This is a genomic window from Xylophilus sp. PBN-3R (genome assembly GCF_057747805.1).
Window position 1 is genome coordinate 2,192,085 of record NZ_CM173225.1, and the last position, 22,522, is coordinate 2,214,606.

25 protein-coding genes and 2 tRNA genes are annotated in these 22,522 nt (G+C 63.6%); 10 read left to right on the plus strand and 17 right to left on the minus strand.

From position 1 onward, the window contains the following. Positions 1 to 124: 124 nt before the first annotated feature. Positions 125 to 1,273: a WG repeat-containing protein gene (locus AC3ANW_RS10440; protein WP_488345106.1), complete on the plus strand. Its 1,149-nt coding sequence runs from the start codon at positions 125 to 127 to the stop codon at positions 1,271 to 1,273. Here AC3ANW_RS10440 and AC3ANW_RS10445 read toward each other — a convergent pair. The 7 genes from AC3ANW_RS10445 to AC3ANW_RS10475 all read right to left on the minus strand — a co-directional run bounded on the left by AC3ANW_RS10445 (position 1,270) and on the right by AC3ANW_RS10475 (position 4,912). Next, positions 1,270 to 1,617 carry a hypothetical protein gene (locus AC3ANW_RS10445; protein ID WP_488345107.1) on the minus strand — a complete coding sequence of 116 codons (348 nt, stop codon included), beginning with the start codon at positions 1,615 to 1,617 and terminating at the stop codon, positions 1,270 to 1,272. The genes AC3ANW_RS10440 and AC3ANW_RS10445 overlap by 4 nt on opposite strands. A 63-nt stretch (positions 1,618 to 1,680) precedes the next feature. Further along, the gene (gene dbpA, locus AC3ANW_RS10450; protein WP_488345398.1) at positions 1,681 to 3,099 is read right to left on the minus strand and encodes an ATP-dependent RNA helicase DbpA; all 1,419 of its coding nucleotides are present in this window, start codon (positions 3,097 to 3,099) and stop codon (positions 1,681 to 1,683) included. A gap of 146 nt (positions 3,100 to 3,245) precedes the next feature. Continuing rightward, positions 3,246 to 3,551: a hypothetical protein gene (locus tag AC3ANW_RS10455; RefSeq protein WP_488345108.1), complete on the minus strand. Its 306-nt coding sequence runs from the start codon at positions 3,549 to 3,551 to the stop codon at positions 3,246 to 3,248. A gap of 95 nt (positions 3,552 to 3,646) precedes the next feature. Continuing rightward, positions 3,647 to 4,042, minus strand: a complete 396-nt coding sequence (locus AC3ANW_RS10460) for a hypothetical protein (RefSeq protein WP_488345109.1) — start codon at positions 4,040 to 4,042, stop codon at positions 3,647 to 3,649. Positions 4,043 to 4,054: 12 nt separating this feature from the next. Beyond that, positions 4,055 to 4,255: a hypothetical protein gene (locus tag AC3ANW_RS10465; RefSeq protein ID WP_488345110.1), complete on the minus strand. Its 201-nt coding sequence runs from the start codon at positions 4,253 to 4,255 to the stop codon at positions 4,055 to 4,057. Between the two features lie 103 nt (positions 4,256 to 4,358). After that, positions 4,359 to 4,589, minus strand: coding sequence for a hypothetical protein (locus tag AC3ANW_RS10470; RefSeq protein WP_488345111.1), 231 nt, complete (start codon positions 4,587 to 4,589; stop codon positions 4,359 to 4,361). A gap of 246 nt (positions 4,590 to 4,835) precedes the next feature. After that, a tRNA-Pro gene (locus AC3ANW_RS10475) sits at positions 4,836 to 4,912 on the minus strand. Positions 4,913 to 5,125: 213 nt separating this feature from the next. On the opposite strand from AC3ANW_RS10475, the gene AC3ANW_RS10480 reads away from it, so the two are divergent. Both AC3ANW_RS10480 and AC3ANW_RS10485 read left to right on the plus strand, forming a co-directional pair. Beyond that, positions 5,126 to 5,578: a flavodoxin domain-containing protein gene (locus tag AC3ANW_RS10480; RefSeq protein WP_488345112.1), complete on the plus strand. Its 453-nt coding sequence runs from the start codon at positions 5,126 to 5,128 to the stop codon at positions 5,576 to 5,578. Positions 5,579 to 5,589: 11 nt separating this feature from the next. Then, a tRNA-Arg gene (locus AC3ANW_RS10485) sits at positions 5,590 to 5,664 on the plus strand. A gap of 285 nt (positions 5,665 to 5,949) precedes the next feature. On the opposite strand, the gene AC3ANW_RS10490 is transcribed toward AC3ANW_RS10485, so the two are convergent. The 4 genes from AC3ANW_RS10490 to AC3ANW_RS10505 form a co-directional block, all read right to left on the minus strand. Beyond that, positions 5,950 to 7,080 carry a branched-chain amino acid ABC transporter substrate-binding protein gene (locus tag AC3ANW_RS10490; RefSeq protein ID WP_488345113.1) on the minus strand — a complete coding sequence of 377 codons (1,131 nt, stop codon included), beginning with the start codon at positions 7,078 to 7,080 and terminating at the stop codon, positions 5,950 to 5,952. A 140-nt stretch (positions 7,081 to 7,220) separates the two neighbouring features. Beyond that, on the minus strand, positions 7,221 to 7,595 hold the full coding sequence (locus AC3ANW_RS10495) for a hypothetical protein (RefSeq protein WP_488345114.1): 375 nt from the start codon (positions 7,593 to 7,595) through the stop codon (positions 7,221 to 7,223). Between the two features lie 12 nt (positions 7,596 to 7,607). Further along, positions 7,608 to 8,039, minus strand: coding sequence for a DNA polymerase III subunit chi (locus AC3ANW_RS10500; protein WP_488345115.1), 432 nt, complete (start codon positions 8,037 to 8,039; stop codon positions 7,608 to 7,610). Position 8,040: 1 nt separating this feature from the next. Further along, a complete protein-coding gene (locus tag AC3ANW_RS10505) occupies positions 8,041 to 9,591 on the minus strand; it encodes a leucyl aminopeptidase (RefSeq protein WP_488345116.1) in 1,551 nt (516 codons plus the stop codon). Positions 9,592 to 9,621: 30 nt separating this feature from the next. On the opposite strand from AC3ANW_RS10505, the gene lptF reads away from it, so the two are divergent. The 5 genes from lptF to AC3ANW_RS10530 all read left to right on the plus strand — a co-directional run bounded on the left by lptF (position 9,622) and on the right by AC3ANW_RS10530 (position 14,390). Beyond that, a complete protein-coding gene (gene lptF, locus AC3ANW_RS10510) occupies positions 9,622 to 10,737 on the plus strand; it encodes an LPS export ABC transporter permease LptF (protein WP_488345117.1) in 1,116 nt (371 codons plus the stop codon). Further along, on the plus strand, positions 10,734 to 11,837 hold the full coding sequence (gene lptG / locus AC3ANW_RS10515) for an LPS export ABC transporter permease LptG (protein WP_488345118.1): 1,104 nt from the start codon (positions 10,734 to 10,736) through the stop codon (positions 11,835 to 11,837). Before lptF ends, lptG begins: the two co-directional genes overlap by 4 nt. Then, the gene (locus AC3ANW_RS10520; protein WP_488345119.1) at positions 11,834 to 12,190 is read left to right on the plus strand and encodes a sirohydrochlorin chelatase; all 357 of its coding nucleotides are present in this window, start codon (positions 11,834 to 11,836) and stop codon (positions 12,188 to 12,190) included. The genes lptG and AC3ANW_RS10520 overlap by 4 nt, the downstream gene beginning before the upstream one ends. Positions 12,191 to 12,259: 69 nt before the next feature. Next, on the plus strand, positions 12,260 to 13,213 hold the full coding sequence (locus AC3ANW_RS10525) for a CysB family HTH-type transcriptional regulator (protein WP_488345120.1): 954 nt from the start codon (positions 12,260 to 12,262) through the stop codon (positions 13,211 to 13,213). Further along, positions 13,203 to 14,390, plus strand: a complete 1,188-nt coding sequence (locus tag AC3ANW_RS10530) for a pyridoxal phosphate-dependent aminotransferase (protein WP_488345121.1) — start codon at positions 13,203 to 13,205, stop codon at positions 14,388 to 14,390. The genes AC3ANW_RS10525 and AC3ANW_RS10530 overlap by 11 nt, the downstream gene beginning before the upstream one ends. A gap of 4 nt (positions 14,391 to 14,394) precedes the next feature. On the opposite strand, the gene AC3ANW_RS10535 is transcribed toward AC3ANW_RS10530, so the two are convergent. Beyond that, positions 14,395 to 15,657, minus strand: coding sequence for an HD-GYP domain-containing protein (locus AC3ANW_RS10535; RefSeq protein ID WP_488345122.1), 1,263 nt, complete (start codon positions 15,655 to 15,657; stop codon positions 14,395 to 14,397). A 106-nt stretch (positions 15,658 to 15,763) separates the two neighbouring features. Here AC3ANW_RS10535 and AC3ANW_RS10540 point away from each other — a divergent pair, with 106 nt between their 5' ends. Next, a complete protein-coding gene (locus tag AC3ANW_RS10540) occupies positions 15,764 to 16,729 on the plus strand; it encodes a glycerophosphodiester phosphodiesterase (RefSeq protein WP_488345123.1) in 966 nt (321 codons plus the stop codon). A gap of 7 nt (positions 16,730 to 16,736) precedes the next feature. Here AC3ANW_RS10540 and AC3ANW_RS10545 read toward each other — a convergent pair whose 3' ends face one another. After that, a complete protein-coding gene (locus AC3ANW_RS10545) occupies positions 16,737 to 17,195 on the minus strand; it encodes a Cd(II)/Pb(II)-responsive transcriptional regulator (protein ID WP_488345124.1) in 459 nt (152 codons plus the stop codon). A 40-nt stretch (positions 17,196 to 17,235) separates the two neighbouring features. Between AC3ANW_RS10545 and AC3ANW_RS10550 the strand changes: the two genes are divergently transcribed. Continuing rightward, a complete protein-coding gene (locus AC3ANW_RS10550) occupies positions 17,236 to 19,296 on the plus strand; it encodes a heavy metal translocating P-type ATPase (protein WP_488345125.1) in 2,061 nt (686 codons plus the stop codon). 4 nt (positions 19,297 to 19,300) lie between these two features. Here AC3ANW_RS10550 and AC3ANW_RS10555 read toward each other — a convergent pair whose 3' ends face one another. From AC3ANW_RS10555 to AC3ANW_RS10570, 4 genes are all read right to left on the minus strand, one after another. Continuing rightward, entirely contained in the window at positions 19,301 to 19,543 is a 243-nt protein-coding gene (locus tag AC3ANW_RS10555) for a hypothetical protein (protein WP_488345126.1), read from the minus strand. Between the two features lie 153 nt (positions 19,544 to 19,696). Next, entirely contained in the window at positions 19,697 to 20,785 is a 1,089-nt protein-coding gene (locus AC3ANW_RS10560; RefSeq protein ID WP_488345127.1) for a PA0069 family radical SAM protein, read from the minus strand. 61 nt (positions 20,786 to 20,846) lie between these two features. Continuing rightward, on the minus strand, positions 20,847 to 21,623 hold the full coding sequence (gene cysE / locus AC3ANW_RS10565; protein ID WP_488345128.1) for a serine O-acetyltransferase: 777 nt from the start codon (positions 21,621 to 21,623) through the stop codon (positions 20,847 to 20,849). Between the two features lie 34 nt (positions 21,624 to 21,657). After that, positions 21,658 to 22,434: an RNA methyltransferase gene (locus AC3ANW_RS10570; RefSeq protein WP_488345129.1), complete on the minus strand. Its 777-nt coding sequence runs from the start codon at positions 22,432 to 22,434 to the stop codon at positions 21,658 to 21,660. Positions 22,435 to 22,522: the final 88 nt, after the last annotated feature.

Consider the following 22,522-nt stretch of genomic DNA (forward strand, 5'->3'; position numbering starts at 1 on the left):
AAGCTGTCATCAGCCGCGCCGCCTTTTTTCGGCGGTCGTTCCATGGCTTCTGCCTATCGCCGCGGTCTGCATGCCCCTGGCAGGGAACACAGCGGAACCCGGGTCGGTGCCGGAGGCGACCTCGATGATTCTCGGCGCATGTCAAAACCGTGAGACCGCCTTGTGGGGACTCTGCCGCGTCGACGGTAGCGCAGCGCCGCCGCTGGTGGCCCAGCGTTTCTTTTTCATCGGATCTGCCGGCAGCGGCGCGGATGGCGACCGGTTCCCGGCACGGGCCCAAGCGGGCGACCAGATGGGTTACCTGGACCCCAAGGGTGAATGGGCCGTGCAACCAAAATTCAGCCAGGCGCTACCGTTCAGCGAAGGACTCGCCGTCGTCACGGACGGTATCAGGTCCGCTGCGATAGACCGAGACGGCAAGGTCGTCGTACCCTGGTTCGACGGCTTGATGTATTCGTTTTCACAAGGGCTGGCCTGCGTGGTTCCCGGCGGCTCGATACGACTCGGCTTACCTGGGAGGATCCGCCAAAAGCTCGCCGGCAATATGGGAGACGACCCTTATCCGGCTCCGTGGTGGCATTTGCATGGGCAGGCAGGATTCGTGGATCGCACCGGCCGCATGGCGATAACGCCGCGTTTCGATCCCAGGCTCAACTTCCTCACCGCCGGCTGCGGGTTCAGTACAAACGGTTATGCCGCCATGCGCCAGGGCGGCAAGGAAGGCCTGATCGACAGACACGGCGACTGGGTCGTCGAGCCGCGGTACGACTATCTCGGCATGGTGTTTTCCGGCAACCGGAAAGTAGTGGCGCTGATTGCCGAGCGTGTGGTGAAGGCGGGCCTCTTCCTCGACACCATTGAAAGGGTGGACGGCAGCATGGTCCCCGGACAGCCGGTGCGCTGGCGTGAACCGGGCACCACGCAAGAAGTGATCGTGAGCGGTGGACTGATCCGGGCGCTCGCCAATCATTTTTTGTTCCCACGCTGGCAAAGGGATCTTTTGAACGACGACGTTTCCTCTCACACGCTTGTCGCGTGGCTGGGCAGTCTTGCCCTCGGCATCGCAACCGCAGTTGCAATGTTTTGGCGAATGGCTCGCAAGGGGACGATTCTGCGTTCGGTTGCGGCTGCGCTGAGCGGAGTACTCGCCACGGTCCTGGGCTTTCTGGCCGGCCTTTTCAGCCTCTATTTCACGGCCGGCCTGCTGCTGTCAGCCGCCGCGATGGCGGTCCGCAACCGGAGAAACACAGGATCCGAAGCGCGGGCCGGCTAGCCGGGAAGCTGGTCCGGTCCGCGCAAGGCGTCGACCGATTCGAGATTCTTGATCTGCAGTCGCCGGACCGCCCAGTCACCTTCCGGCAGTTTGGTGAGATGTCCCTCGACATCGACCCGCAGGGCCGGGTGCCCGGCCCGGTCGCCATCACCGCCATAGTGGATGTCGAATTCGCCGTCGAACATGACACTGCCGTCCACATCGAAACCGGCTGCATCTATGACGTGGCGGCGGCGCTTCGGACTGGCACCATCGGGCAGCGCATCCCGGACCGCAACGCTTTGCAGCAGGGCCTGGAAAATCTGATCAGTGAAATCTTCGGCAATATCGACGGCGGTTTTCATGGGTCGGTTGCTGGCAGCTGTGATGAAGCCGCCAGCATACGAGTCGCCGCGCCGGCGGAACTGTCAGGAATCTTTTCCTTGCAGCAACCGCACCTTCACGCTTCGCCCCTTCACCTTGCCTGCCGACAGACGTCGTGCAGCGTCGTGGGCGATGTTTCTGTCCAGTGCCACATAGGTCGAAAACTCGTTGACATTGATACGCCCGACCTGTTCCTTGGCATAACCGCAGTCGCCTGTCAGCGCACCCAAGACGTCGCCGGCACGGATTTTCTCCTTGCGGCCTCCGACGATCTGCAAGGTGATCATCGGCGGAACGAGCGGTTCGCCGCTGGCAGGGGTGAGTTCCGAAAGACTGTGCCAGTCCGACTCCCGGCCCTGCAATTGCTCGATGCGGCCAACCGCACCCATTTCGTCGAGGCTCGCCAGGTTGAGCGCCAGGCCTTCGCCACCGCCCTGCCCTTCGCGGCCCGTACGGCCGATGCGATGTACATGCACTTCCGCGTCCGGTGTGGTGTCGACATTGATCACCGCCTCGAGTTGAGTGATGTCGAGGCCGCGGGCCGCTACATCGGTGGCCACCAGCACCGAACAGCTGCGATTGGAGAACTGCACCAGCACCTGGTCACGCTCGCGTTGTTCGAGTTCACCGTAGAGAGCCAATGCAGAGAAACCGGCCGCTTGAAGCACCGCGACCACATCGCGGCATTGCTGTTTGGTGTTGCAAAAAGCCAGCGTGCTCTGCGGGCGGAAATGATCCAGCAGCAAGGTAACGGCGTGCAGCCGCTCGTCTTCCCGCACCTCGAACCACTGCTGGCGAATGCGTGCCTCGGCGTGCTGCGACGCGACCTCGATACGCTGCGGGTCACGCATGAAACGAGCGGCAATCTGTGCGATGCCATCCGGATAGGTCGCAGAAAAAAGCAGGGTCTGGCGTTTCGGGGGGCAGCGACTGGCCACCTTCGCGATGTCATCGACGAAACCCATGTCCAGCATGCGATCGGCTTCGTCCAGCACCAGGGTGTTCAGCGCGGACAGATCGAGCGTGTTGCGCTCCAGATGGTCCATGACCCGGCCCGGCGTGCCCACGACCACATGCGCGCCGTGTTCCAGACTGGCAATCTGGCCGCGCATGGCCACGCCGCCGCACAGCGTGACAACCTTGATGTTTTCTTCCGCACGTGCGAGGCGCCGGATTTCGGTCGTCACCTGGTCCGCCAGTTCTCGTGTCGGGCAAAGGATCAGCGACTGCACCGCAAAACGGCGGGAATTGAGGTTTGCCAACAATGCCAGACCAAATGCAGCCGTCTTACCGCTTCCCGTCTTGGCTTGTGCAATGAGGTCCTTGCCGAGCAAGGCCGGGGGAAGGCTGGCCGCCTGGATGGCAGTCATCGACCGGTAGCCGAGCGAATCGAGGTTTGCCAGCACTGAAGGCGGCAGACCCAGTGCGCCGAAGGAGGCCGAAGATACGGGCAATACGGGCAATACGGGCGCGGAAGAAACGTCGGAACTCAAGAGGAAAACCTATGGCGTTGGTGCGTGGCCGCTGATGGCACGGCAGGTCCGTGTGGCCACCGCAGGGATGAAGGCTTGACCTTCCCCGTGCGAACATCGCCAGGAAAATCAAGTAGTTAGCTGATTTTAACCGGCGCTCTCGCCATCAGCGCCGACAAATGTTCTTCTATGGAACGCTGGATGCGCTGCTCGACGAAACCTGGCGCCAACTCATGATCCGCTTCATGAATGACGGTGGTGCGGGGTGCAGGCTGTTTCTCCACACCCTCCACCGTTGCCGTCCATCCAAAACGCAGGCAGCCCTGTCTATCCCGCAGCGGGCGACTGTAACTCCCCTCATATGCAAACGGGAATTCCGTGCCGCCGGAACCATGAAGATAGGCGGTCCCAGCAAATGATGTCCTGCTTGCAGAGTGATTCATCACAAAGTCCCCGTTGGACGTATGTCCGCGTCAGTTGTCACATCTGGTGGTCATTTAAACGCAAAATTTCAAATAGAGCTATTTTTGGAAATCGTTCAAGCCGCGCGTTGACTTGACGGCTCGATTTCGATCGGAGTTCCGGCAAGTTTTTTGAGTCGTGCGCGCAGTTCTTGCAGCAGAGCCTGTTCATCTGCATTTCCCGAAATGGCTCGGCTTCCGCAAAGTACGCCTTGGTTGAAAACTGGCCCGTAGCGACTCACCCACCCCTGGGTATCGGTCTCTATGCGCCATTCGATGCGGCTCCCCGCCGCATCGACGCGGTTGGCCCACTGCAACTCATGTGCGCCGTAGCGCTCGATATGAGTGTGAACATTTCCGTCGATCATCTTTTTGCCATCGGTTTTTGCAGAGACAGGCAGATTGATCGGCAGCTTGTTCTGCAGGTGTAGGACGGTGCAGATGTCGCTTGTGCCTAAATTTCCGGCAGCCAACGGCGTGGGGGGTCAGGAAAGCCAGAGCGCCTTGGCAGCTTCCACCGCCCTGTCCGGTGCGGCAAAGAACTGGTCGTCACCCGCAATATCGGGTTTGTCGTTCTCGGCGATCACATCGACAAACCAGCCTTTTTCACCACGCTGCAGCGTGGCAATGGCGGAACGACTGCCGAGATGCAATTCGACAGAACGTTCTTCGAGAGGTGTTGGCATCGGCATGTTTATCCTTGAATGAAGAGAGTTGGACGCCCTCGCTTCATCGCCGCTAAGCCCATTCCTGTCAATTTCGGGAAATTACCCAGATGGTGCGGAACGGTCAGGCTTCAGCCTTCTGATACAAGCGTCCACGTTCTCGCTGCAACCGAGTGAACTCGGCAAGACCGATGTCCCAGGTGGTTTTCAACAAGGCACCGCCCTCTTCGACGCGGACAAAATACATCGTCTGCGCCTTGGCATCCGGTGCGCTGCCGGGCGCCTTGCAACGCTGCAACTGCGCATCGAAATACAGCTGCGCGTTTTCCATGTTCACAAAGTATTGAGCCGTCATGGTCGAGCCTCTATCAGTAGATCTGGCGATGGGTGTCTGCGCCAAATTTCCCGGCTCGCCAGCAGATCCTGCTGGCAACCATGAGGTTTTGCGCGGCCGCTAGTGTCGTGTACCCGGCAAACATTAGGTAACGATTTTTTCTAATGCACCAATAGCCGTAACAAATCTCTGATCGACGCAAGAAAGCCCCGACATCGTGAGACGTCGGGGCTTGCCAAAAACGGTGGTAAATCGTTTTACTTTTAATGGTCGGAGCGGCGGGATTCGAACTCGCGACCCTCTGGTCCCAAACCAGATGCGCTACCAGGCTGCGCTACGCTCCGAGCCTACGATTCTAACCTCGATTTCAGTGCGTTTTACACAATCCTGAAAAACTTCTGCAATTGTCCGCTTTCACCAAACGTACAGTCCTAGGCCGATGGCAGGCAATCGATCCACGCTTTCAGTAAAGTTCGCTTCCCGACTCTCCGTTACCCCATGTGTCCGAATCCATGACATCGCCAATTTCGCCTCAAAAACACACAACGCTGCGTGTCATGTTCGCAACCGTCTCCGGCACCGCCCGGCGGGTGGCTGAGGCAATCCAGTTGGAAGCCGCCACAATTCATGGTATTCGAGTCGAAGTCGTCGACATGCACGATGCTGACGTCAGGATGGAATTCGACCCCTACGGCCCGGTGTTATTGCTGTGCGTCTCGACTACAGGCTCTGGTGACGTTCCCGATGACGGACAAGCACTATTGAACAGCCTGTCTTCCTCGCCACGATATCTCGGCGGCCTGAAATACGGCCTCATCGCCTTGGGCGACAGCAGTTACGGCGCGACCTTCTGTGGCGGAGGCATGCAATTTGAAGACACGCTTCGGGACCTCGGAGCATTCCGTTTGGGCGAAATTCTCCGACTGGATGCTATGGATGAGCCTGAACCTGAACAAGCCGCTATCCGATGGTTCGACGAATGGAAGAAAACCGCGGGCCTGACGCAGTAAAATGCGGAGTTCCGCCTGTCGTTCAACGGATAGGACATCGCTCTTCTAAAGCGATCATGGGGGTTCGATTCCCTCCGGGCGGGCCAGATTCAGCGCATGAAGTGCCATGAGGCCTGCGGCCATGCAAAGGAAGCGGCTTCCAGAAAACGCGGATGCGCCTTGAAGTGAAAAGAGATCACGTGCGAGAAGCGGGATAAGGACAGCATGACGGCTCCAATGGATAAGTTGGAGTCATGCTCCGCCCGCCGTATGTGTGTGCTGCCTAATCCTCGTTCCACCCTTGGTGTGGGACCGCACCGACGCCGCTTGTGCGCTCAACCAAAAAAAAGACCACCCGCAGGTGGTCATTTTGCTTCCCGGAGACGGTTGAATCAGCCCAGCGGAACGCGTTTGCCATCCTTGAAGATGTAGAGCGTCATGGCTGGGTTCTTCAGTTCCCCATTAGGCTCGAACGCGATGTGGGCAGTGACGCCCTTCATGTCGGTCTTGAGCAGGAACGGGATGTAGACCTTGGGGTTCCAGGAGTTGGCGCGTTTCATGGCGTCGGCCAGAACCATGGTCGCGTCGTAGGTGTACGGGCCGTAGATCTGATATTGGTTGGGGTATTTGGCGTCGTAACGCTTCTTCCAGGCCTCGCCGCCCGGCATCTTCACCAGTGACGCGCCACCTTCGGCACACACCACGTTGTTCAGGCTCTTGGCGTTGCCCGACAGCTTGGTCATCTCTTCGGTACAGATGCCGTCGCCACCGAACATGCGCACATTGCTCATGCCCAGTTGCTCCATCTGGCGCAGCATCGGACCTGCCTGGGAATTCATGCCGCCGTAGAAGATGCCGTCTGGCGCCTTTGCCTTCACGGCGGTCAGGATCGCCATGAAGTCGGTGGCCTTGTCGGTGGTGAACTGTTCGTCGACGATCTGGATGCCCTTGGCCGCCGCCGTTTTCTTGAACACTTCGGCCACGCCCTGTCCATAGGCGGTGCGGTCGTCGATGATGGCGAACTTCTTCAGCTTGAGCGCGTCGGCGGCATAGAAGGCCAGGCCGGCACCCAGTGCGTTGTCGTTGGCAATGATGCGGAAGGTGGTGTTGTAGCCGGGCTTCATCAGCGCCGGATTGGTGGCGGCGCCCGTCACGTGCGGAATGCCGCAGTCGTTGTAGACCTTCGAAGCCGGAATGGTGGTGCCCGAATTCAAGTGACCCACCACGCCCGCCACCTTGGCGTCGCACAGCTTTTGTGCCACGGCCGTGCCCTGTTTCGGGTCGGCCGCATCGTCTTCGCCGACCATTTCCCACTTGATCTTCTTGCCGCCGATGACGATGTTCTGGGCGTTCAAGTCTTCGATGGCCATCAGCACACCGTTTTCGTTGTCACGCCCGAAATGCGCCTGCGCACCCGACATGGGGGCGACGTGCCCGATGCGGATCACCTGTACGTCCTGCGCCATCACCTGGCTGCCCGTCACGGCCATTGCGGCAGCGATCACGATCAACTTCATCTGCATGAACATCTCCAGTTGCGAATATGGTTTGAACCGCCTGAGAGCGGCTGGGAAATGCCGGACGCAAAAACCGAGCCGGCTGAAACCGACACGACACTAGCATGCGAATTCAAGTCGCCATACAGGGGCTGCACCGAGCGCAATCAGTTTGAAGTTGTGCCACCCGGCTGCAGGAATTCGTCTGCCAGCGCCTCCGCAACCGTCGCGTGCACGGCCATGACGATTTCTTCGCGCACCGCTGGCAGAAGAGTCCGGGTGTGCTGTTCGACCACTTGCCGGATGGCCTCGGCCAAACGCTCGGCCAGCACGGCATCGACACGCTGGAGCACACGGTGTGCTACCTGCTCCGCCAGGTCGTCGGCAGCGCGGCTCTCCCCGCGTATTTCGGCCTGGGTTTCCGCGGCGGGAGAGGTCATCGCCGGCGGCGCCGCCGGTGGTGGCACCGATGGCGGGGGTGCAGCCGGAACCTCCACGATGTCCGTCAGCGTGGGAACGAAACGGGGCAGGTCTGGCGGCATCGACGGGGCGTTTCAGGAACGCAGTGCGAGGTCGTGACGGGTGATGTTGTATCCCCGGTCGGCGTAGTGTTTCCAGCGAAGCCGGGCACGCCGACGGTCCTCGGCATCGTCCCGGCCCACGACCTCGATCAGACGTTCGAAGCTGCCGAAGCCAGTGGGCACGCCCTCGCCCAGGTTCACCAGCACCTGCTGGTGCGGCGCGCCCTGGGGAGTGGATGTGAGGACGATGGGTGATGCAACCCGCACGAATTCGGGAGCGTCTGCGCGGCAGTGCGCCAGGAATTCGTGCGGCGCCATGTTCCACAACGCCCGGTCGAGCAGGTCCAGCGTTTCGTCGTCGCCCAGGACCACCAGGCGCGAACCGCCGCCCATCGCCTTGCGCAGCAGGCGGCAGACATATGCGACCTTGTCGGGCGCGTTGAAATGAAAGGCGACTTCGGTCATTTCAGGCCGCTGGCTTCACCGCTTTCCTGGCCACTGCCTTGCGGGCGGCGGTCTTTCCAGCCACCTTCGCGGCGACCGGCGCCACGACGTCGACGGGAGCCTGCCCAACCTGCGACACCAGGTATTGCAGCAGCAAACCGACCGGACGACCGGTCGAGCCCTTGGCACCGCCGCCCTTCCAGGCACTGCCGGCGATGTCCAGGTGCGCCCAGGCGAATTTCTTGGTGAAGCGCTGCAGGAACTTGGCTGCGGTCACCGCACCGCCGGCACGCCCTGCCACGTTGGCGACGTCCGCAAAATTGGTCTTCAGGCCTTCGCCGTATTCGTCGTCCAGCGGCATGCGCCAGCAAAGGTCCATGGCGGTATCGCCTGCCTGGGACAGTGCTGTTGCCAGTGCGTCGTCGGTGGAGAACAGCCCGCTGCGGACCGAACCCAGCGCCACCACACACGCACCGGTCAGTGTGGCGATATCGACCACAGCCCGCGGCGAGAAACGTTCGGCATAGGTGAGCGCGTCGCACAGCACCAGCCGGCCTTCGGCGTCGGTATTGAGGACCTCGATGGTCTGGCCGCTCATGCTGGTGACCACGTCACCGGGTTTCAGCGCGCGACCGTCGGGCATGTTTTCGGCAGCGGGGATCAGGCCGACCACGTTGATGTCCGGCTGCAGGTCGGCCAGTGCGCGGAAGGTGCCCAGCACGCTGGCCGCACCGCACATGTCGAACTTCATCTCGTCCATTTCACCCGCCGGCTTGATGGAGATACCGCCGGTGTCGAAGGTGATGCCCTTGCCCACCAGGACCAGCGGCGCTTCCGCCCTGGCAGCGCCGTCATAGCGCAGCACGATGAACCGCAGTTCTTCTTCCGAACCCTGGGCCACCGACATGAATGAACCCATGCCCAGCTTTTCGACCTCACGCGGGCCCAGCACCTCGACCTTGATGCGTGGAAACTTGGCCAGTGTCCTGGCTGCATTGGCCAGCAACGTGGGCGTGGCGTGGTTGGATGGGCGATTGCCCCATTCCTTTGCGAACTCGACACCTGAGACCTGGGCGGTGGCATGCGCGAAATCCGCGCGTACTGCGTTGGCATCGGCTACGGCAATCACCACCTTTTCGATGCGGCGGACCTCGGCCTTGGGTTTGGTGGTCGTGTAGACATAACTGGCATCCGCAACGGCCGCCACCGCTGCGCGCACCGCCAGCCCGGGTTGCGGAAGGCCTTCCGGCAGCACGATGCAGATGCGACGCACGTTGACGATCGCCTTGAGCCCGCTCACGGCAGCCATGACCGCCTGGCGCACCGACGCCGGGCTTCCGTCTCCGGCACCGGCCAACACCGCCCGCGAAGCGGAAACTCCAGGTACGCGGTACAGGCTCAGAAGCTTGCCGGCCTTTGCTTCGAAATCGCCGGCCTTGCGGGCACTGGCCAGGGTGAGGGAAAGGGTGTCGTCCGATTTCGGTGCGAACGCCTCGGAAATCAGCAGGACGACCGCGTCGGCCTTCTCGGTTGCCGCCCTTGCGCTGTCCAGTGTCTTGAGTTGAAAGTCCATAATCCGCAGGTTGTTCTCGATTCCGAACCGATGTTATTCCATTCCTCCGTGCGCAAGGAGCTGGCCCGCAGCTTCGGGGCCACCCTGGTGGTCCTGGCCACCGTCGTGATGACGATCATGCTGATCCGGGTGCTGGGCCAGGCCGCACGCGGCAGCGTCAGCCCGTCCGATGTGCTGATGGTCATGGGTTTTACCGTGCTGTCGCAGCTTCCCACCATCCTCGCGCTGAGCCTTTTCATTTCCATCGTCGGCACGCTTTCGCGGATGTACCGCGACAGCGAGATGGTGATCTGGATGTCCGCCGGCCGCGGCCTGGGCGCCTTGCTGGGGCCCTTGCTGCGTTTTTCCTGGCCGGTGATCGCGGCCGTGGGTGTGCTGTCCCTCGGCGTCTGGCCGTGGGCCAACAGCCAGATCCAGGACATGAAGGACCGCTACCAGAGCCGTGGCGACCTGGAACGCATCGCGCCAGGCCAGTTCCAGGAATCAGCACGCGGAAACCGGGTGTTCTTCATCGACAAGGAAACCCCGGACGCCGCCACCGCCAACAACGTGTTCATCACGGCCAGCGACCACGGCCAGGATGTCGTCACATCGGCGCGCAGCGGCCGACTGACCACCATCGGCGAAGACCGCTTCGCCATCCTCAATGACGGACAGCGGCTCGAAAGCAGCAGCAGCAAACCGGGCCTGAAGATCAGCGACTTCAAGGAATTCGGCAACCGGCTGGGCAATGCCGCGCAGACCGCGCAGGACGAAATTCCGGTGCGAACCCGTTCCACCCTCGAGCTGATTCGTGACCGTACCGTCGTCAACCTCGCCGAACTCGGTTGGCGTCTTGGCCTGGTCGCGGCGGCTTTCAATTTCGTGGTGATGGCGCTCGCCCTGTCCAGCGTCAATCCACGCGCCGGCCGCAGCGGCAACCTGGTGTTCGCGCTGTTCGCATTCATCCTTTACTACAACCTGCTCAACCTCGGCCAGGGTTGGGTGCTGACCGGCAAGCTCAGCCTGGGCGCGCTGATGCTGGTGATGCACGGCGGCGTGCTGTCGGCGAGCCTCATCCTGCTTGCCAAGCGCCATGCGCAGTGGTCCTGGCGTTCATTGCTCGGGCCGCGCCGGGCGCCGGCCACCGCAGGGGCCTCGGCATGAAAACCATCCGGCGTTACCTCTACCTGGACGTGGTGACCGCGGTTGCCTTCGTCACGCTGGGTTTTCTGGCACTGTTCTTCTTCTTCGACCTGGTCGATGAACTTCGGTGGGTCGGCCGCAGCAACTCCGAATACCAGATCACCCAGGCCCTGGGTTTCGTGGCGCTTTCGATTCCGGGGCACCTCTACGAACTGCTGCCCATCACCGTGCTGATCGGCACCATCTTCGTGATGGCGCGGCTGGCGCAGAGTTCCGAGTACACCATCCTGCGTACCAGCGGACTCGGCCCCTGGCGCGCATTGCAGATGCTGCTTTCGCTCGGCATCGCTTTCGCCGTGCTGACCTTCGCGGTAGGCGATTACGTCTCGCCACTCAGCGAGCGCGCCGCGACACTGGTGAAGGCTCGTTACCAGGGCGACCTCACGGTCGGTCAGACCGGTGCCTGGCTGCGCGAACGCCAGGGTGAACATGCCTACGCGGTCAACGTGCAGTCGCTGTCGTCCGACGGACGCATGAAGGGCATCCGCATCTATGCCTTCGACAACCGCGGTTTTACCTCGGCGGTGACACAGGCCGAAGGCGCCACCTTCGGTCCCGGCGCGGAATGGACGTTGCAGGGCGTGCAGCGCAGCGAATTCCACACCCAGGCCAACGAACGCGTCCGGGTGGAGCGACTGAGCGCCGAAACCCTGCCGTGGCCGACCCGGATCAGCGCCGAAATGGTCGCTGCCGCCGTGCTTCAGCCGGACAAGATGCCGACCATCGACCTGTTCCAGTACATAAGCCACCTCGAAGCCAACGGGCAGTCGGCACAACGCTACGAGATCGAATTCTGGCGAAAGGTGTTCTATCCGCTGTCCTGCCTGGTGATGGTGGTGCTGGCCCTGCCCTTCGCCTACCTGCATTTCCGCTCGGGCGGCATCGCAACCTACGTTTTCGGCGGTGTGATGGCCGGCATCAGTTTCTTTCTGCTGAACAACGTCTTCGGCTACATCGGCAACCTGCAGAACTGGCTGCCCTGGCTGACAGCCGCCGCGCCGGGGATCATTTACAGCGTCCTGTCGCTGACCGCGTTCGGCTGGCTGGTGCTGAGACGATGAAGGCAGTCGTACTGTTCGGCCACGGCTCGCGTGACCCGGCCTGGCGCCGACCCATCGAGGCCGTGGCAAGCCGCATGCAGGCCGCTTCACCCGGCCTGATGGTGCGTTGTGCCTACCTGGAACTGACCGAGCCGTTTCTGCCCCGCACCACCGCGGAACTGGCAGCCGCAGGCGTCGACAGAATCCGTGTGGTGCCGATGTTTCTGGGCGTCGGACGGCACGCACGCGAAGACCTTCCCCGCATCGTGGAAGAACTGCGCGGCCAGTACGCCTCCATCGAATTCGAGCTGGCTCCCGCAGTAGGCGAAGACGCCCGCCTGCTCGATCTGCTGGCCGACATCGCCCGTGGATGACGGGCCCTCGAGAGCCATTAGCTTCCAACCAGGAAGCATAATGGCGGGGCCTCTTATCACGTAATCAACATGAACCTCCATCAGTTCCGCTTCGTGCAGGAAGCCGTTCGGCGCAACCTCAATCTGACCGAGGCCGCCAAGGCACTGCACACCTCCCAGCCGGGGGTGTCGAAGGCGATCATCGAACTGGAAGAAGAGCTGGGAGTGGAAATCTTTGCGCGCCACGGCAAACGCCTGAAGCGGGTGACCGAACCCGGCCAGCATGTCCTGGCAAGCATCGAACTGATCATGCGGGAGGTAGGCAACCTGCGCCGTATCGGCGAACAGTTCAGCTCGCAGGACAGCGGCACGCTTTCCATTGCCACCACCCATACGCAGGCGCGCTACGTGCTTCCGATCCCAGTGGCCAGGCTGCGCGAGGCCTACCCGAAGGTCAACGTCAGCCTGCACCAGGGCTCGCCCGACCAGGTCGCCCGCATGTTGCTGGACGACGTTGCTGAAATCGGCATCGCAACCGAATCGCTGGCCGGTTATGCAGACCTGGTCACCCTGCCCTGCTATCAGTGGGAACATGTGCTGGTGGTGCCGCCCGGCCATCCGCTGGCCTCGGTCGAGCTGGTGACGCTGGAAGAACTCGCGCGTGAACCCATCGTCACCTACCACCCGTCCTTCACCGGCCGCACCCGCATCGACCAGGCATTCGCCACCAAGAAGCTGACGCCGCGCATCGCCCTGGAAGCCATCGATTCGGATGTCATCAAGACCTATGTCCGTCTGGGGCTGGGCATCGGCATCGTGGCCGAGATGGCCGTGCGCAACGACGGCCTGAGCAGCGACGCCACCGATCTGGTGGTGCGGCCGGTCGGTCACCTGTTCGGGCAAAACGTGGCCCGCGTGGCGTTCAAGCGCAGCGCCTATTTGCGCAACTTCGTCTTCAAATTTGCCGAACTGTTGAGCGACCGGCTGAGTCGCGACCTGATTGCCAAGGCCCTGTCGGGCCATTTCCACGACCATGAACTCTGAGCTTTCGACCACCAACCCGCGCCTCGTTCCGCGTACACCGGCACCCGCCAGCCGGCTGCCCGCCGTGGGCACCACCATCTTCACGGTGATGTCGGCCCTCGCCGCCGAGACCAGGGCGGTGAACCTCGGCCAGGGATTTCCGGATTTCGACTGCGACCCACGCCTGCTCGACGCCGTCGACCACGCCATGCGCAACGGCGCCAACCAATATGCGCCGATGGCCGGCATGGCGGCCTTGCGCGAGGTGATGTCCGCCAAGATCGAGGCCGAGCACGGCCGGCGCTACGACCCGGCCGCCGAGATCACCATCACCGCAGGCGCCACGCAGGCCATCCTGACTGCATTGCTGGCCGTGGTGCATCCGGGCGACGAAGTCATCGTGCTGGACCCCTGCTACGACAGCTATGTGCCCGGCATCGTGATGGCCGGCGGCACTGCTGTCAGGGTGCCGCTGACGCCCGGCAGTTTCCGCCCCGACTTCGCCCTGATCGCCGCCGCTCTGTCGCCGCGCACCGCCGCCATCATCGTCAACAGCCCGCACAACCCTAGCGCCACCGTATGGACCCGCGACGAGATGCTGCAGCTGCAGGCCCTGCTGGCACCGACCGATGCAGTGGTCATCAGCGACGAGGTCTACGAACACATGGCCTTCGATGCGCCGCACGAAAGCGCCTCGCGTTTCGAGGGACTGGCGGCGCGAAGTTTCGTGGTGTCGAGCTTCGGCAAGACCTTCCATGTGACCGGCTGGAAAGTCGGCACCGTGGTCGCCCCGGCATCGCTGATGGCCGAGTTCCGCAAGGTGCACCAGTTCAACGTGTTCTCGGTGAACACGCCGATGCAGGCAGGCCTGGCCGAATACCTGCAGGACCCGACGCCGTACCGCGACCTGGCCGCCTTCTATCGCCAGAAACGCGCGTTCCTCCGCAACGGCCTGGCAAACACCCGTTTCCGGCTGCTGCCGTGCGAAGGCACCTATTTCCAGTGTGTGGACATCTCGCAGGTCAGCGATCTGAGCGAGGCCGATTTCTGCCAGTGGCTGACGCGCCAGCACGGTGTCGCCGCAATCCCCATGTCGGCGTTCTACGGCGACGGGTTCGACCAGAAAGTGGTGCGTTTCTGCTTCGCAAAAAAGGAAGAAACGCTGATCGCCGCACTCGAACGGCTGCAGCGCCTCTGACCGTTCAGGCCACCGGCTCGGCCTCGGTCCAGAGTTCGTTCAGGCCTGCGAACTTCCACTGTTCGGGGTCCTCCACCGCCACCACCCGGTCGATGCCGGCGGTGGCGCGCAGGTCGATGCGGCGCGGGACGATGCGTTCGTCGCTCTGCAAGCGGAAGAAAGCCTTCACGACCGGCGTCAGCAGCGCGTCGGCATGCTGTTCGCAGACTACCGCCAGGAATCCCGACTCGAGGCGCACCAGCGAACCGACGGGATAGATGCCCAGGCTGCGGATGAAGGCCTGGAAGATGGTCGGGTCGAAATGGCCCTTCCAGCGCGCCATCTGCCGCACCGCATGCGCGGGGTCCCATGCCGGCTTGTAGGGTCGCTGCGATGTGATCGCGTCATAGACATCGGCGATGGCGCCCATGCGGGCATACAGGCTGATGGCCTCGCCGGCCAGCCGCTGCGGATAACCGGACCCGTCGAAACGCTCGTGGTGGCTCAGGGCCACGGATTTGACTGCCGCACTCGCAGCCTTGCCGTCCTTCAGCAGCTGCCAGCCCTTCTCGGCATGTGTCTTCATCAGGGCGAATTCGCCTTCGGTCAGCGTTCCGGGCTTGTTGAGGATTTCCAGCGGGATCAAGGCCTTGCCCATGTCGTGCACCAGGCCGCCCAGCCCGGCTTCGCGCACCTGGTCGGCCGGCAGGCCCATGCGGGTGCCCAGGGCCACCATCAGGCCGCACACCGCGACCGAATGCATGTAGGTGTAGTCGTCGCGGCTTTTCAGGCGCGCCATGCCGATAAGAGCGCCGGGATTGCGTGCCACCGAAGAAGCGATCTCGTCCACCAGCGGGATAGCGCCATCGACGTCGATCGCCTGGCCCATGCGGATCTCGGCGAACATCGAGACCACCCGCTCACGGCCCTGCGCACAGATCTGGCGGGCGCGGGCTACCTCTTCATGCAGGGGAACCCGTGTGTCGCGCACGATGACTGCCGGAGCCACCCGGGCGGCGGGCTCGGCCGGCGCACGGGCAGCGCCCGGAGCCGCCGCTGCTGCTGCCGCATCCGGCATTTCGATCGCCACGTCCAGGCCGCGCGACACGTCGATCCACACTTCCTGGATGCCGCTGCCACGCAGCGATTGCAGATCGGCCGGGTCCTCCAGCACGAAGGCGCGCCGCCAGAAGGGTGTCTTCAGCCAGGATCCGTCGAGGCGGTGCAAATACATGCCCTGCCGCACCTGCGCGACCGGGATTTTTTTCAGGGCACCGTCCAGTTCCACGCGAAGTCGTCTTTCGTACAGTTTTAAATTCTCGACACAGGAACCCGGCTGACAATCCATAAAAATACCAGATCGGGGATCGTTTCAAATTACCTCGCCGACAAAAATGAACATGCGCAACAGCGGTTTTTGGATTAACGCCACGGTCGGTCTGCTGGGACTCGCGACCATCGCCCTGCCCGCGTTCGCCTTCGACCTGCAAGGCCACCGTGGTGCGCGCGGACTGGCGCCGGAGAACACCGTTGCAGCCTTCTTCAAGGCGCTCGAAGTCGGTGTTGACACGCTCGAACTGGATGTCGCAGTCACATCCGACGACGTGGTGGTGGTGTCGCACGACCTGCGCCTCAATCCCGCCATCACCCGCGACGCGAGCGGGCACTGGCTGACCGACGCCGGTCCTTCTATCCGCAGCATCCCCTTGTCGGTGCTGTCCGAATACGACGTCGGCCGGCTCAATCCGGCAAGCCGTTACGGCAGCGGGTTTCCCCGCCAGGCCGCGCACGACGGCCAGCGCATTCCTACCCTTGCCAGCCTGCTGCGGCAACTGCGCGAGAAGAACGAAACCCGTGTGCGGCTGAACATCGAGGTCAAGTCCGACCCCTACCACCCGGAACTCAGCCCGCCGCCCGAACAGGTCGTCTCGCTGCTGCTGAAGGTGTTGCGCGACGAATCGATGGAAAGGCGTGTCACCGTGCAAAGCTTCGACTGGCGCACGCTGGCCGCGATGCGTTACCAGGCGCCAGATGTCGCGAGGTCATGCCTGACCAGTCCGCAGACGGTCAGGGACATTGCCTGGACCATGGGCCGGCAGCTTGCCCGCTTCGATTCCGTTCCGGCCATGGCGGCCGACGCCGGTTGCGACATCTGGTCGCCCGCCTATGGAGGCATCACCGCGGCGGATGTCGACCAGGCCCATCGGCTGAACCTGGCAGTGTTGCCCTGGACGGTCAACAAACCGGCGGACATGCGCAGGCTGCTGGACATGGGCGTGGACGGTTTCATTACCGACGAACCGGACATCGCGGTGCCGCTGCTGGTCGAGCGCGGCAAACGCCCGCCATCCCGGAACTAGACGCCGGTCACACATGACGCCTTGCCGTCGGAGCCGGGGACGGCAGCGCTTGTGCGTCGGCCTCCCGGTGCAGGGTTTCGATGATTCCGCAGTGTTTGCCATTGCCGTCACAACCGTCGCGCAGGGCCAGCAGATTGGTTTCGAGCGACCGCAATTCGGCCAGGCGTTCGCGAACATGGCCCAGGTGTTCATCCAGGGTTTCGCGGGCCTGCAGGCAGTCCGCCTTATCGGCGAGGTTCAGGCCGAGCAGCTTGCGAACCTCGTCCAGCGACATGTCCATCGCGCGGCACAGGCGTATGAAACGCAGGCGGTGGACATCGTCGGCGCCGTAGAGCCGGTAGCTCGCCTCGTTACGAGCCTGCGTCGGAAGCAGGCCTTCCTTCTCGTAATAGCGGATGTTGGCTGCACCGACACCCGAAAGCCGGGCCGCTTCGCCGATACGCAGGTGGGGACTTTGGTTCGCCATGGCTTGACCTTCGAGTGGCTGTAAGGTTTTGAATGGTGCCATGCCTGAAAAAACCAATACCGACTTCGGCCATTCCAGCCACGCCGCCCATGCCGCCCACACGGACCACTCGCACGGGGCTGCAGCCGCGTCGTCCTGTTGCGGCTGCCGACCGGCAACCAAGACGCACGCCCATGACGGTCACGGCCATGTCGATGGTCACGGCGACCATGCGGGCCACGACCACGATCATTCCGCCCTTCCGGGCCCCTGGCGACTGGGCGCGTCGCTGGCTCTTGCCGCGGCGGCGGAGGTGCTGCATTTCGTGGGGGGCGATTCGCTGCAGTGGCGCATTGCGGGCATGGCGCTAGCCGTCGCGGCCATCGTGCTGGCCGGGCTGGGGATCTATGCATCCGGCTGGAAGTCACTGCTGAAACTCAAGCTCGGCATCGACGCGCTGATGGCCGTTGCGGTCACCGGTGCCTTCCTGCTCGGGCAGTGGCCGGAGGCCGCCATGGTGATGGCGCTGTACGCCCTGGCCGAACGCATCGAGGAAGCAGCCGAGGCCCGCGCCCGCAACGCTGTCGGAAGCCTGCTCGCCTTGCGGCCGGAACGCGCCGAGGTGCTGGGTGAAGACGGAAACTGGACTGAGAACCCGCTGGCCGACATCGACCTCGGCGCCACGGTGCGGATCCGCCCCGGCGCCCGGGTGCCGTTCGACGGCGAGGTCAGCAGCGGCCACGGCGCGGTCGACGAATCCAGCGTCACCGGCGAAAGCCTCCCGGTGGACAAGGCGCCAGGCGACCGCCTCTTTGCCGGCACCCTGAACCGCAACGCGGCGCTCGAATTCAAGGTGACCGCTGCCAACGGAAACACCACCCTCGACCGGACCATCCGCACCGTGCAGGAAGCACAGTCGGCACGCGCCCCGAGCCAGCGCCTGGTCGACCGGTTCTCCGCCATCTACACACCGGCTGTGTTCGGCATTGCCGTCATGCTGGCGGTCGGCGCCCCGTTGCTGTTCGACTGGGCCTGGCGCGACGCCATCTACCGCGCACTGGTGCTGCTGGTCATCGCCTGTCCCTGCGCCCTGGTGCTGTCGACACCGGTCACGGTCGTCAGCGCACTCGCGGCAGCGGCGCGGCGCGGCATCCTCATCAAAGGCGGCATCTGGCTGGAACAGGCGCGCCTGCTGCGGCTGGTGGCCTTCGACAAGACCGGCACCCTGACCGAAGGCAAACCGGTGCTGCTCTCCCAGGCGGTGCTGCGAGGCAATGACAGCCAGGCCACGCTGGCATCGGCACTGGCGCTCGCGGCCCGCTCGGACCACCCGGTTTCTCAAGCGCTTGCCGCGGGGCTCGAAGGCAGAGCGACTGCGGTCGACAACTTCGAGGCACTTTCCGGGCGCGGCGTCTCGGGCCGCATCGGCGGACAGGACTGGCTGCTGGGCAACCGTCGCCTGATGCAGGAACGCGGCGTGTGGACCGACGCGGTGGAAAGCGCTGTGGCGGCCGACGAAGCCGCCGGACGCAGCGTCACCCTGCTGGCCGACGCGCAGGCTGTGAGAGCGGTTTTCGCGGTGGCCGACCGCCTCCGTCCCAGTGCCCGCGAAGCCATCGCGGAGCTTGGCAGGCTGGGCGTCGCGACCGCGATGCTGACCGGCGACCATGCCACTGCCGCGAATGCCATGGCCAAAGAAGCCGGCATCGACGAAGTGCGCGCCGGTCTTCTGCCGGAAGACAAGCTGGCCGCCATCCAGGAACTGCAACAGACTCACGGGGTGGTCGCCATGGCCGGAGACGGCATCAACGATGCGCCGGCACTGGCCAGTGCCGACCTCGGTTTTGCCATCGGCGCGGCCGGCACCGACGTGGCGGTCGAGACCGCCGGCATCGTCATCCTTCAGGACGATTTGCGCCGGATCGCCGAAGTGGTGCGCCTGTCGCGCCGCACCCGCATCGTGCTACTACAGAACTTCGCCATCGCGCTCGGCCTGAAACTGCTCTTCCTGGGCCTGGCCATCGCCGGTGCGGCCAGCATGTGGATGGCGGTATTCGCCGATGTCGGCGCCAGCCTTCTGGTGATCGCCAACGGTTTGCGGCTGGGCCGGGCGCTGCGCTGAAAACTCAGGCGGGTCGTCGCTCGGCCGGCCGATGTTTTTCCCGCAGCAGCGATTGAAGGCGTTCGGCGAGAGAGTCGACGCGGCGCGCAAGTTCGATCCGGCGCGGCAGACCGGCGGATGCGGCGGCGAGGTCTGCGCGATCCTGCCGCGAAAAAGCGAGTTCGCTGTCGCGCAGCATCACTGCAGCCCGCAGCCGGATGTTTTCCGATTCGAGCGCCGAAATACGCTGGTGGACGTTCTGCACCATGTGCCCGCTCCCATGTCAGGTTTCCTTAGATCCGGCGGAATTGTCGATTCCATGCGGCGTGTTGCGACACGGGCGAGGGGCAGGTCAGTGGTTCTTCATGGCCGCCGGTGTCGTCCCCACTATCTGTCCAGACGTGTTAGGGCGCCGAATCCTTCAGAAAAGTTCCTCCTGCCCGTCCAGCCGCGGCCGCCTGAAACCGTCTGCCGACAGGACGGTGCGCTGGCGGTTGAAACCCAGCCGGTTGCAGGCTACTTCGAAGCGCTTGCGGATCAGGTCGGCCCACACGCCCTTGCCCTTCATGCGGGTGGCGAAATCGGCGTCGTAGTCCCTGCCGCCCCGCATTTCCTGGATGCGGGCCATGACCCGTGCCGCGCGTTGCGGGTAGTGCAGTTCGAGCCATTCACGGAACAACGGAGCCACTTCCCAGGGCAGCCGCACCACCGTATAGAAGGCGGTGCGGGCACCGGCCTCGTATGCGGCTTCCAGCACCTGTTCCATGTCTTCGGTGATGAAGGGAATCTGCGGCGCCACACTGACCCCGACCGGCACTCCGGCCGCCACCAGCGTGCGAATGGTCTGCAGTCGCCGGTGCGGCGCTGCGGCGCGGGGTTCGAGGATGCGCGCCAGTTGCGGATCGAGTGTGGTGATCGTGATGTAGACCGCCGCCAGCCGCCGAGCAGCCAGTGGCGCGATCAGGTCGAGGTCGCGTTCGACCGCGCTCGACTTGGTGACCAGTCCGAACGGATGCCGGGCCTCGCCCAGCACTTCGATCACCGCGCGGGTCAGCCGCAGTTCACGTTCGATGGGTTGATAGCAGTCCGTCGCGGTGCCGATGGCGATGTGCCGCGGCTGGTATCCCGGCCTGGCCAGTTCTTTTCGCAGCACTTCTGCGATGTTTCGTTTGGCGATCAGCTGGGTTTCGAAATCAAGACCCGGCGACAGGTTCAGGTAGCTGTGCGTCGGCCGGGCAAAACAGTAGATGCAGCCGTGTTCACAACCGCGGTAGGGGTTGATCGACGCATCGAACGGAATATCCGGTGAGTCGTTCCGGCTTATGACGCTGCGCGCATCCTCGAAGTGGATCTGCGTGGCGATGCGGGTCGGGCGTTCGGCGTGCAGTTCGGTCAGCGTGTCCCAGCCGTCGTCCCAGGCGTCGCGTTCGTCAACGCTGAACCGGTGCGCCAGCCGGGTCGCGCTGCCACGACCCTTGAGGGCTTCGACGGGAATATGAGTGGTGGTCATCATCGGCCTTTGGTGCTGTACGAATATACAGTACCTGCGGCAGACGGCGAATCCACCGAGCCTATTTGCCGACCAGTTCGTTCAGTTTGGCGGCCTCGAAGCTTTCGGTACGCGCAGCTTCCGCCGGCACGCAGCATTCGCCGTCGGTCCGGCGATCGGACAAGGCCTGGATGGCATTCCACAGCAACGCGATCTGGTGTTCCTGAGAACCTGCGTTGTCGATCAGGCCACGCAGGGCCTGGCCCATCGGGTCGTCCTGTTCACCGATGCCGTAGGCTGAAAAACCCATCTTGGCAGCGGTGGCCTCGCGCCGGTTGCGATCGTCGCCCTGGATGATGCGAGCCGGAATCCCGACCGCCGTGGCGCCTGCCGGCACTGGCTTGATGACGACCGCATTGCTGCCGATGCGCGCGCCATCGCCCACGGTGAAACCACCCAGCACCTTCGCGCCGGCGCTGACCACGACATCACGCCCCAGAGTGGGATGCCGCTTGGCGCCCTTGTACAAGGAGGTGCCACCCAGGGTGACTCCCTGGTAGATGGTGCAGCCGTCGCCGATCTCGGCGGTTTCGCCGATGACGACACCCATCGCGTGGTCGAAGAAAACCCGTTCGCCCAGCCTGGCGGCCGGATGGATCTCGATACCGGTCGCCCAGCGGGTGAACTGCGAAATGAAGCGGCCCAGCCAGCGGAAGCCGGCGTTCCAGCAACGGTGCGCGAAGCGGTGCAACACCACCGCATGCAGGCCCGGATAACAAGTCAGCACCTCCCAGGTGCTGCGGGCCGCAGGGTCGCGGTCGAGGATGCACTGGATATCGGAGCGGACACGGCTGAACATCGGGGGAAATCGCATGAACTGAAACGAAAAGAGTCTATCGGCTCGCCCCGCCATCCGCTGGCGGCACCGCACCCGCCTTGGCAGTCATCATGGATTTGGCGATACCGCGCAGGATGTGGATCTCTTCCTCGGTCGGCTGGGCCCGATGGAACATCTGCTGCAGCCTCGGCATGAGTTTCTTGGGTGCCTGCGGGTCCAGGAAACCGATGTCGACCAGCGCCTTTTCCCAGTGGTCCAGCATGCCCGCCACCTGACGCGCATCCGCCCGGCGGGTTTCACGCACCGCGCCGGCCGATTCGGGCCGTGCATCGAAACCGCCGAGCGCCTGGCGCCATTCGTAGGCAATCAGCTGAACCGCCGCGCCGAGGTTCAGCGAACCGAATCTGGCATCGGTGGGGATCGTCAACGCGACATTGCTGCGGTACACGTCTTCATTGCGCATGCCGAAGCGTTCGCTGCCGAACAGAAAGGCCACGCCCTCCTCGCCCGCTGCCTCGGCTCCGGCTGCGAAGGCTTCCAGATGCTGGCGCGGCGCACGGGTCGGCGGACCGAAGTCGCGGCCGATCATGGCGGTGGCGCAGATGTGTGTGATGCCGTCCAGCGCCTCGTCCAGCGTCTCGACGATGCGGGCGTTGTTCAGCACGTCGAGCGCACCGCTGGCGCGCTGGATGGTCTCCTCGCGCCGCAGCACGTTGGCCCAGCGCGGCTGCACCAGCACGAGATCGGTGAAACCCATGGTTTTCATGGCGCGGGCGGTGGCGCCGACGTTACCGGCATGGCTTGTCTGGATCAGGACGAAACGCGTGTGCATGGGATGTTCAGGGCGACCGAGCTAAAATCCCGGCATTGTCGCCGCCAGCATCGCCCGGTTGCGGCTGCCCCGGTCCGAACCCCGACCG

What these genes read in the sequence shown, in the direction of transcription:
- AC3ANW_RS10440 (WP_488345106.1), top strand. Translation starts at nt 125, where the DNA reads ATGATTCTCGGCGCATGTCAAAACCGTGAGACCGCCTTGTGGGGACTC.
- AC3ANW_RS10445 (WP_488345107.1), bottom strand. Translation starts at nt 1,617, where the DNA reads ATGAAAACCGCCGTCGATATTGCCGAAGATTTCACTGATCAGATTTTC.
- AC3ANW_RS10455 (WP_488345108.1), bottom strand. Translation starts at nt 3,551, where the DNA reads ATGAATCACTCTGCAAGCAGGACATCATTTGCTGGGACCGCCTATCTT.
- AC3ANW_RS10465 (WP_488345110.1), bottom strand. Translation starts at nt 4,255, where the DNA reads ATGCCAACACCTCTCGAAGAACGTTCTGTCGAATTGCATCTCGGCAGT.
- AC3ANW_RS10470 (WP_488345111.1), bottom strand. Translation starts at nt 4,589, where the DNA reads ATGACGGCTCAATACTTTGTGAACATGGAAAACGCGCAGCTGTATTTC.
- AC3ANW_RS10480 (WP_488345112.1), top strand. Translation starts at nt 5,126, where the DNA reads ATGTTCGCAACCGTCTCCGGCACCGCCCGGCGGGTGGCTGAGGCAATC.
- AC3ANW_RS10490 (WP_488345113.1), bottom strand. Translation starts at nt 7,080, where the DNA reads ATGCAGATGAAGTTGATCGTGATCGCTGCCGCAATGGCCGTGACGGGC.
- AC3ANW_RS10495 (WP_488345114.1), bottom strand. Translation starts at nt 7,595, where the DNA reads ATGCCGCCAGACCTGCCCCGTTTCGTTCCCACGCTGACGGACATCGTG.
- AC3ANW_RS10500 (WP_488345115.1), bottom strand. Translation starts at nt 8,039, where the DNA reads ATGACCGAAGTCGCCTTTCATTTCAACGCGCCCGACAAGGTCGCATAT.
- AC3ANW_RS10505 (WP_488345116.1), bottom strand. Translation starts at nt 9,591, where the DNA reads ATGGACTTTCAACTCAAGACACTGGACAGCGCAAGGGCGGCAACCGAG.
- lptF (WP_488345117.1), top strand. Translation starts at nt 9,622, where the DNA reads ATGTTATTCCATTCCTCCGTGCGCAAGGAGCTGGCCCGCAGCTTCGGG.
- lptG (WP_488345118.1), top strand. Translation starts at nt 10,734, where the DNA reads ATGAAAACCATCCGGCGTTACCTCTACCTGGACGTGGTGACCGCGGTT.
- AC3ANW_RS10520 (WP_488345119.1), top strand. Translation starts at nt 11,834, where the DNA reads ATGAAGGCAGTCGTACTGTTCGGCCACGGCTCGCGTGACCCGGCCTGG.
- AC3ANW_RS10525 (WP_488345120.1), top strand. Translation starts at nt 12,260, where the DNA reads ATGAACCTCCATCAGTTCCGCTTCGTGCAGGAAGCCGTTCGGCGCAAC.
- AC3ANW_RS10530 (WP_488345121.1), top strand. Translation starts at nt 13,203, where the DNA reads ATGAACTCTGAGCTTTCGACCACCAACCCGCGCCTCGTTCCGCGTACA.
- AC3ANW_RS10540 (WP_488345123.1), top strand. Translation starts at nt 15,764, where the DNA reads ATGAACATGCGCAACAGCGGTTTTTGGATTAACGCCACGGTCGGTCTG.
- AC3ANW_RS10545 (WP_488345124.1), bottom strand. Translation starts at nt 17,195, where the DNA reads ATGGCGAACCAAAGTCCCCACCTGCGTATCGGCGAAGCGGCCCGGCTT.
- AC3ANW_RS10550 (WP_488345125.1), top strand. Translation starts at nt 17,236, where the DNA reads ATGCCTGAAAAAACCAATACCGACTTCGGCCATTCCAGCCACGCCGCC.
- AC3ANW_RS10555 (WP_488345126.1), bottom strand. Translation starts at nt 19,543, where the DNA reads ATGGTGCAGAACGTCCACCAGCGTATTTCGGCGCTCGAATCGGAAAAC.
- AC3ANW_RS10560 (WP_488345127.1), bottom strand. Translation starts at nt 20,785, where the DNA reads ATGACCACCACTCATATTCCCGTCGAAGCCCTCAAGGGTCGTGGCAGC.
- cysE (WP_488345128.1), bottom strand. Translation starts at nt 21,623, where the DNA reads ATGTTCAGCCGTGTCCGCTCCGATATCCAGTGCATCCTCGACCGCGAC.
- AC3ANW_RS10570 (WP_488345129.1), bottom strand. Translation starts at nt 22,434, where the DNA reads ATGCACACGCGTTTCGTCCTGATCCAGACAAGCCATGCCGGTAACGTC.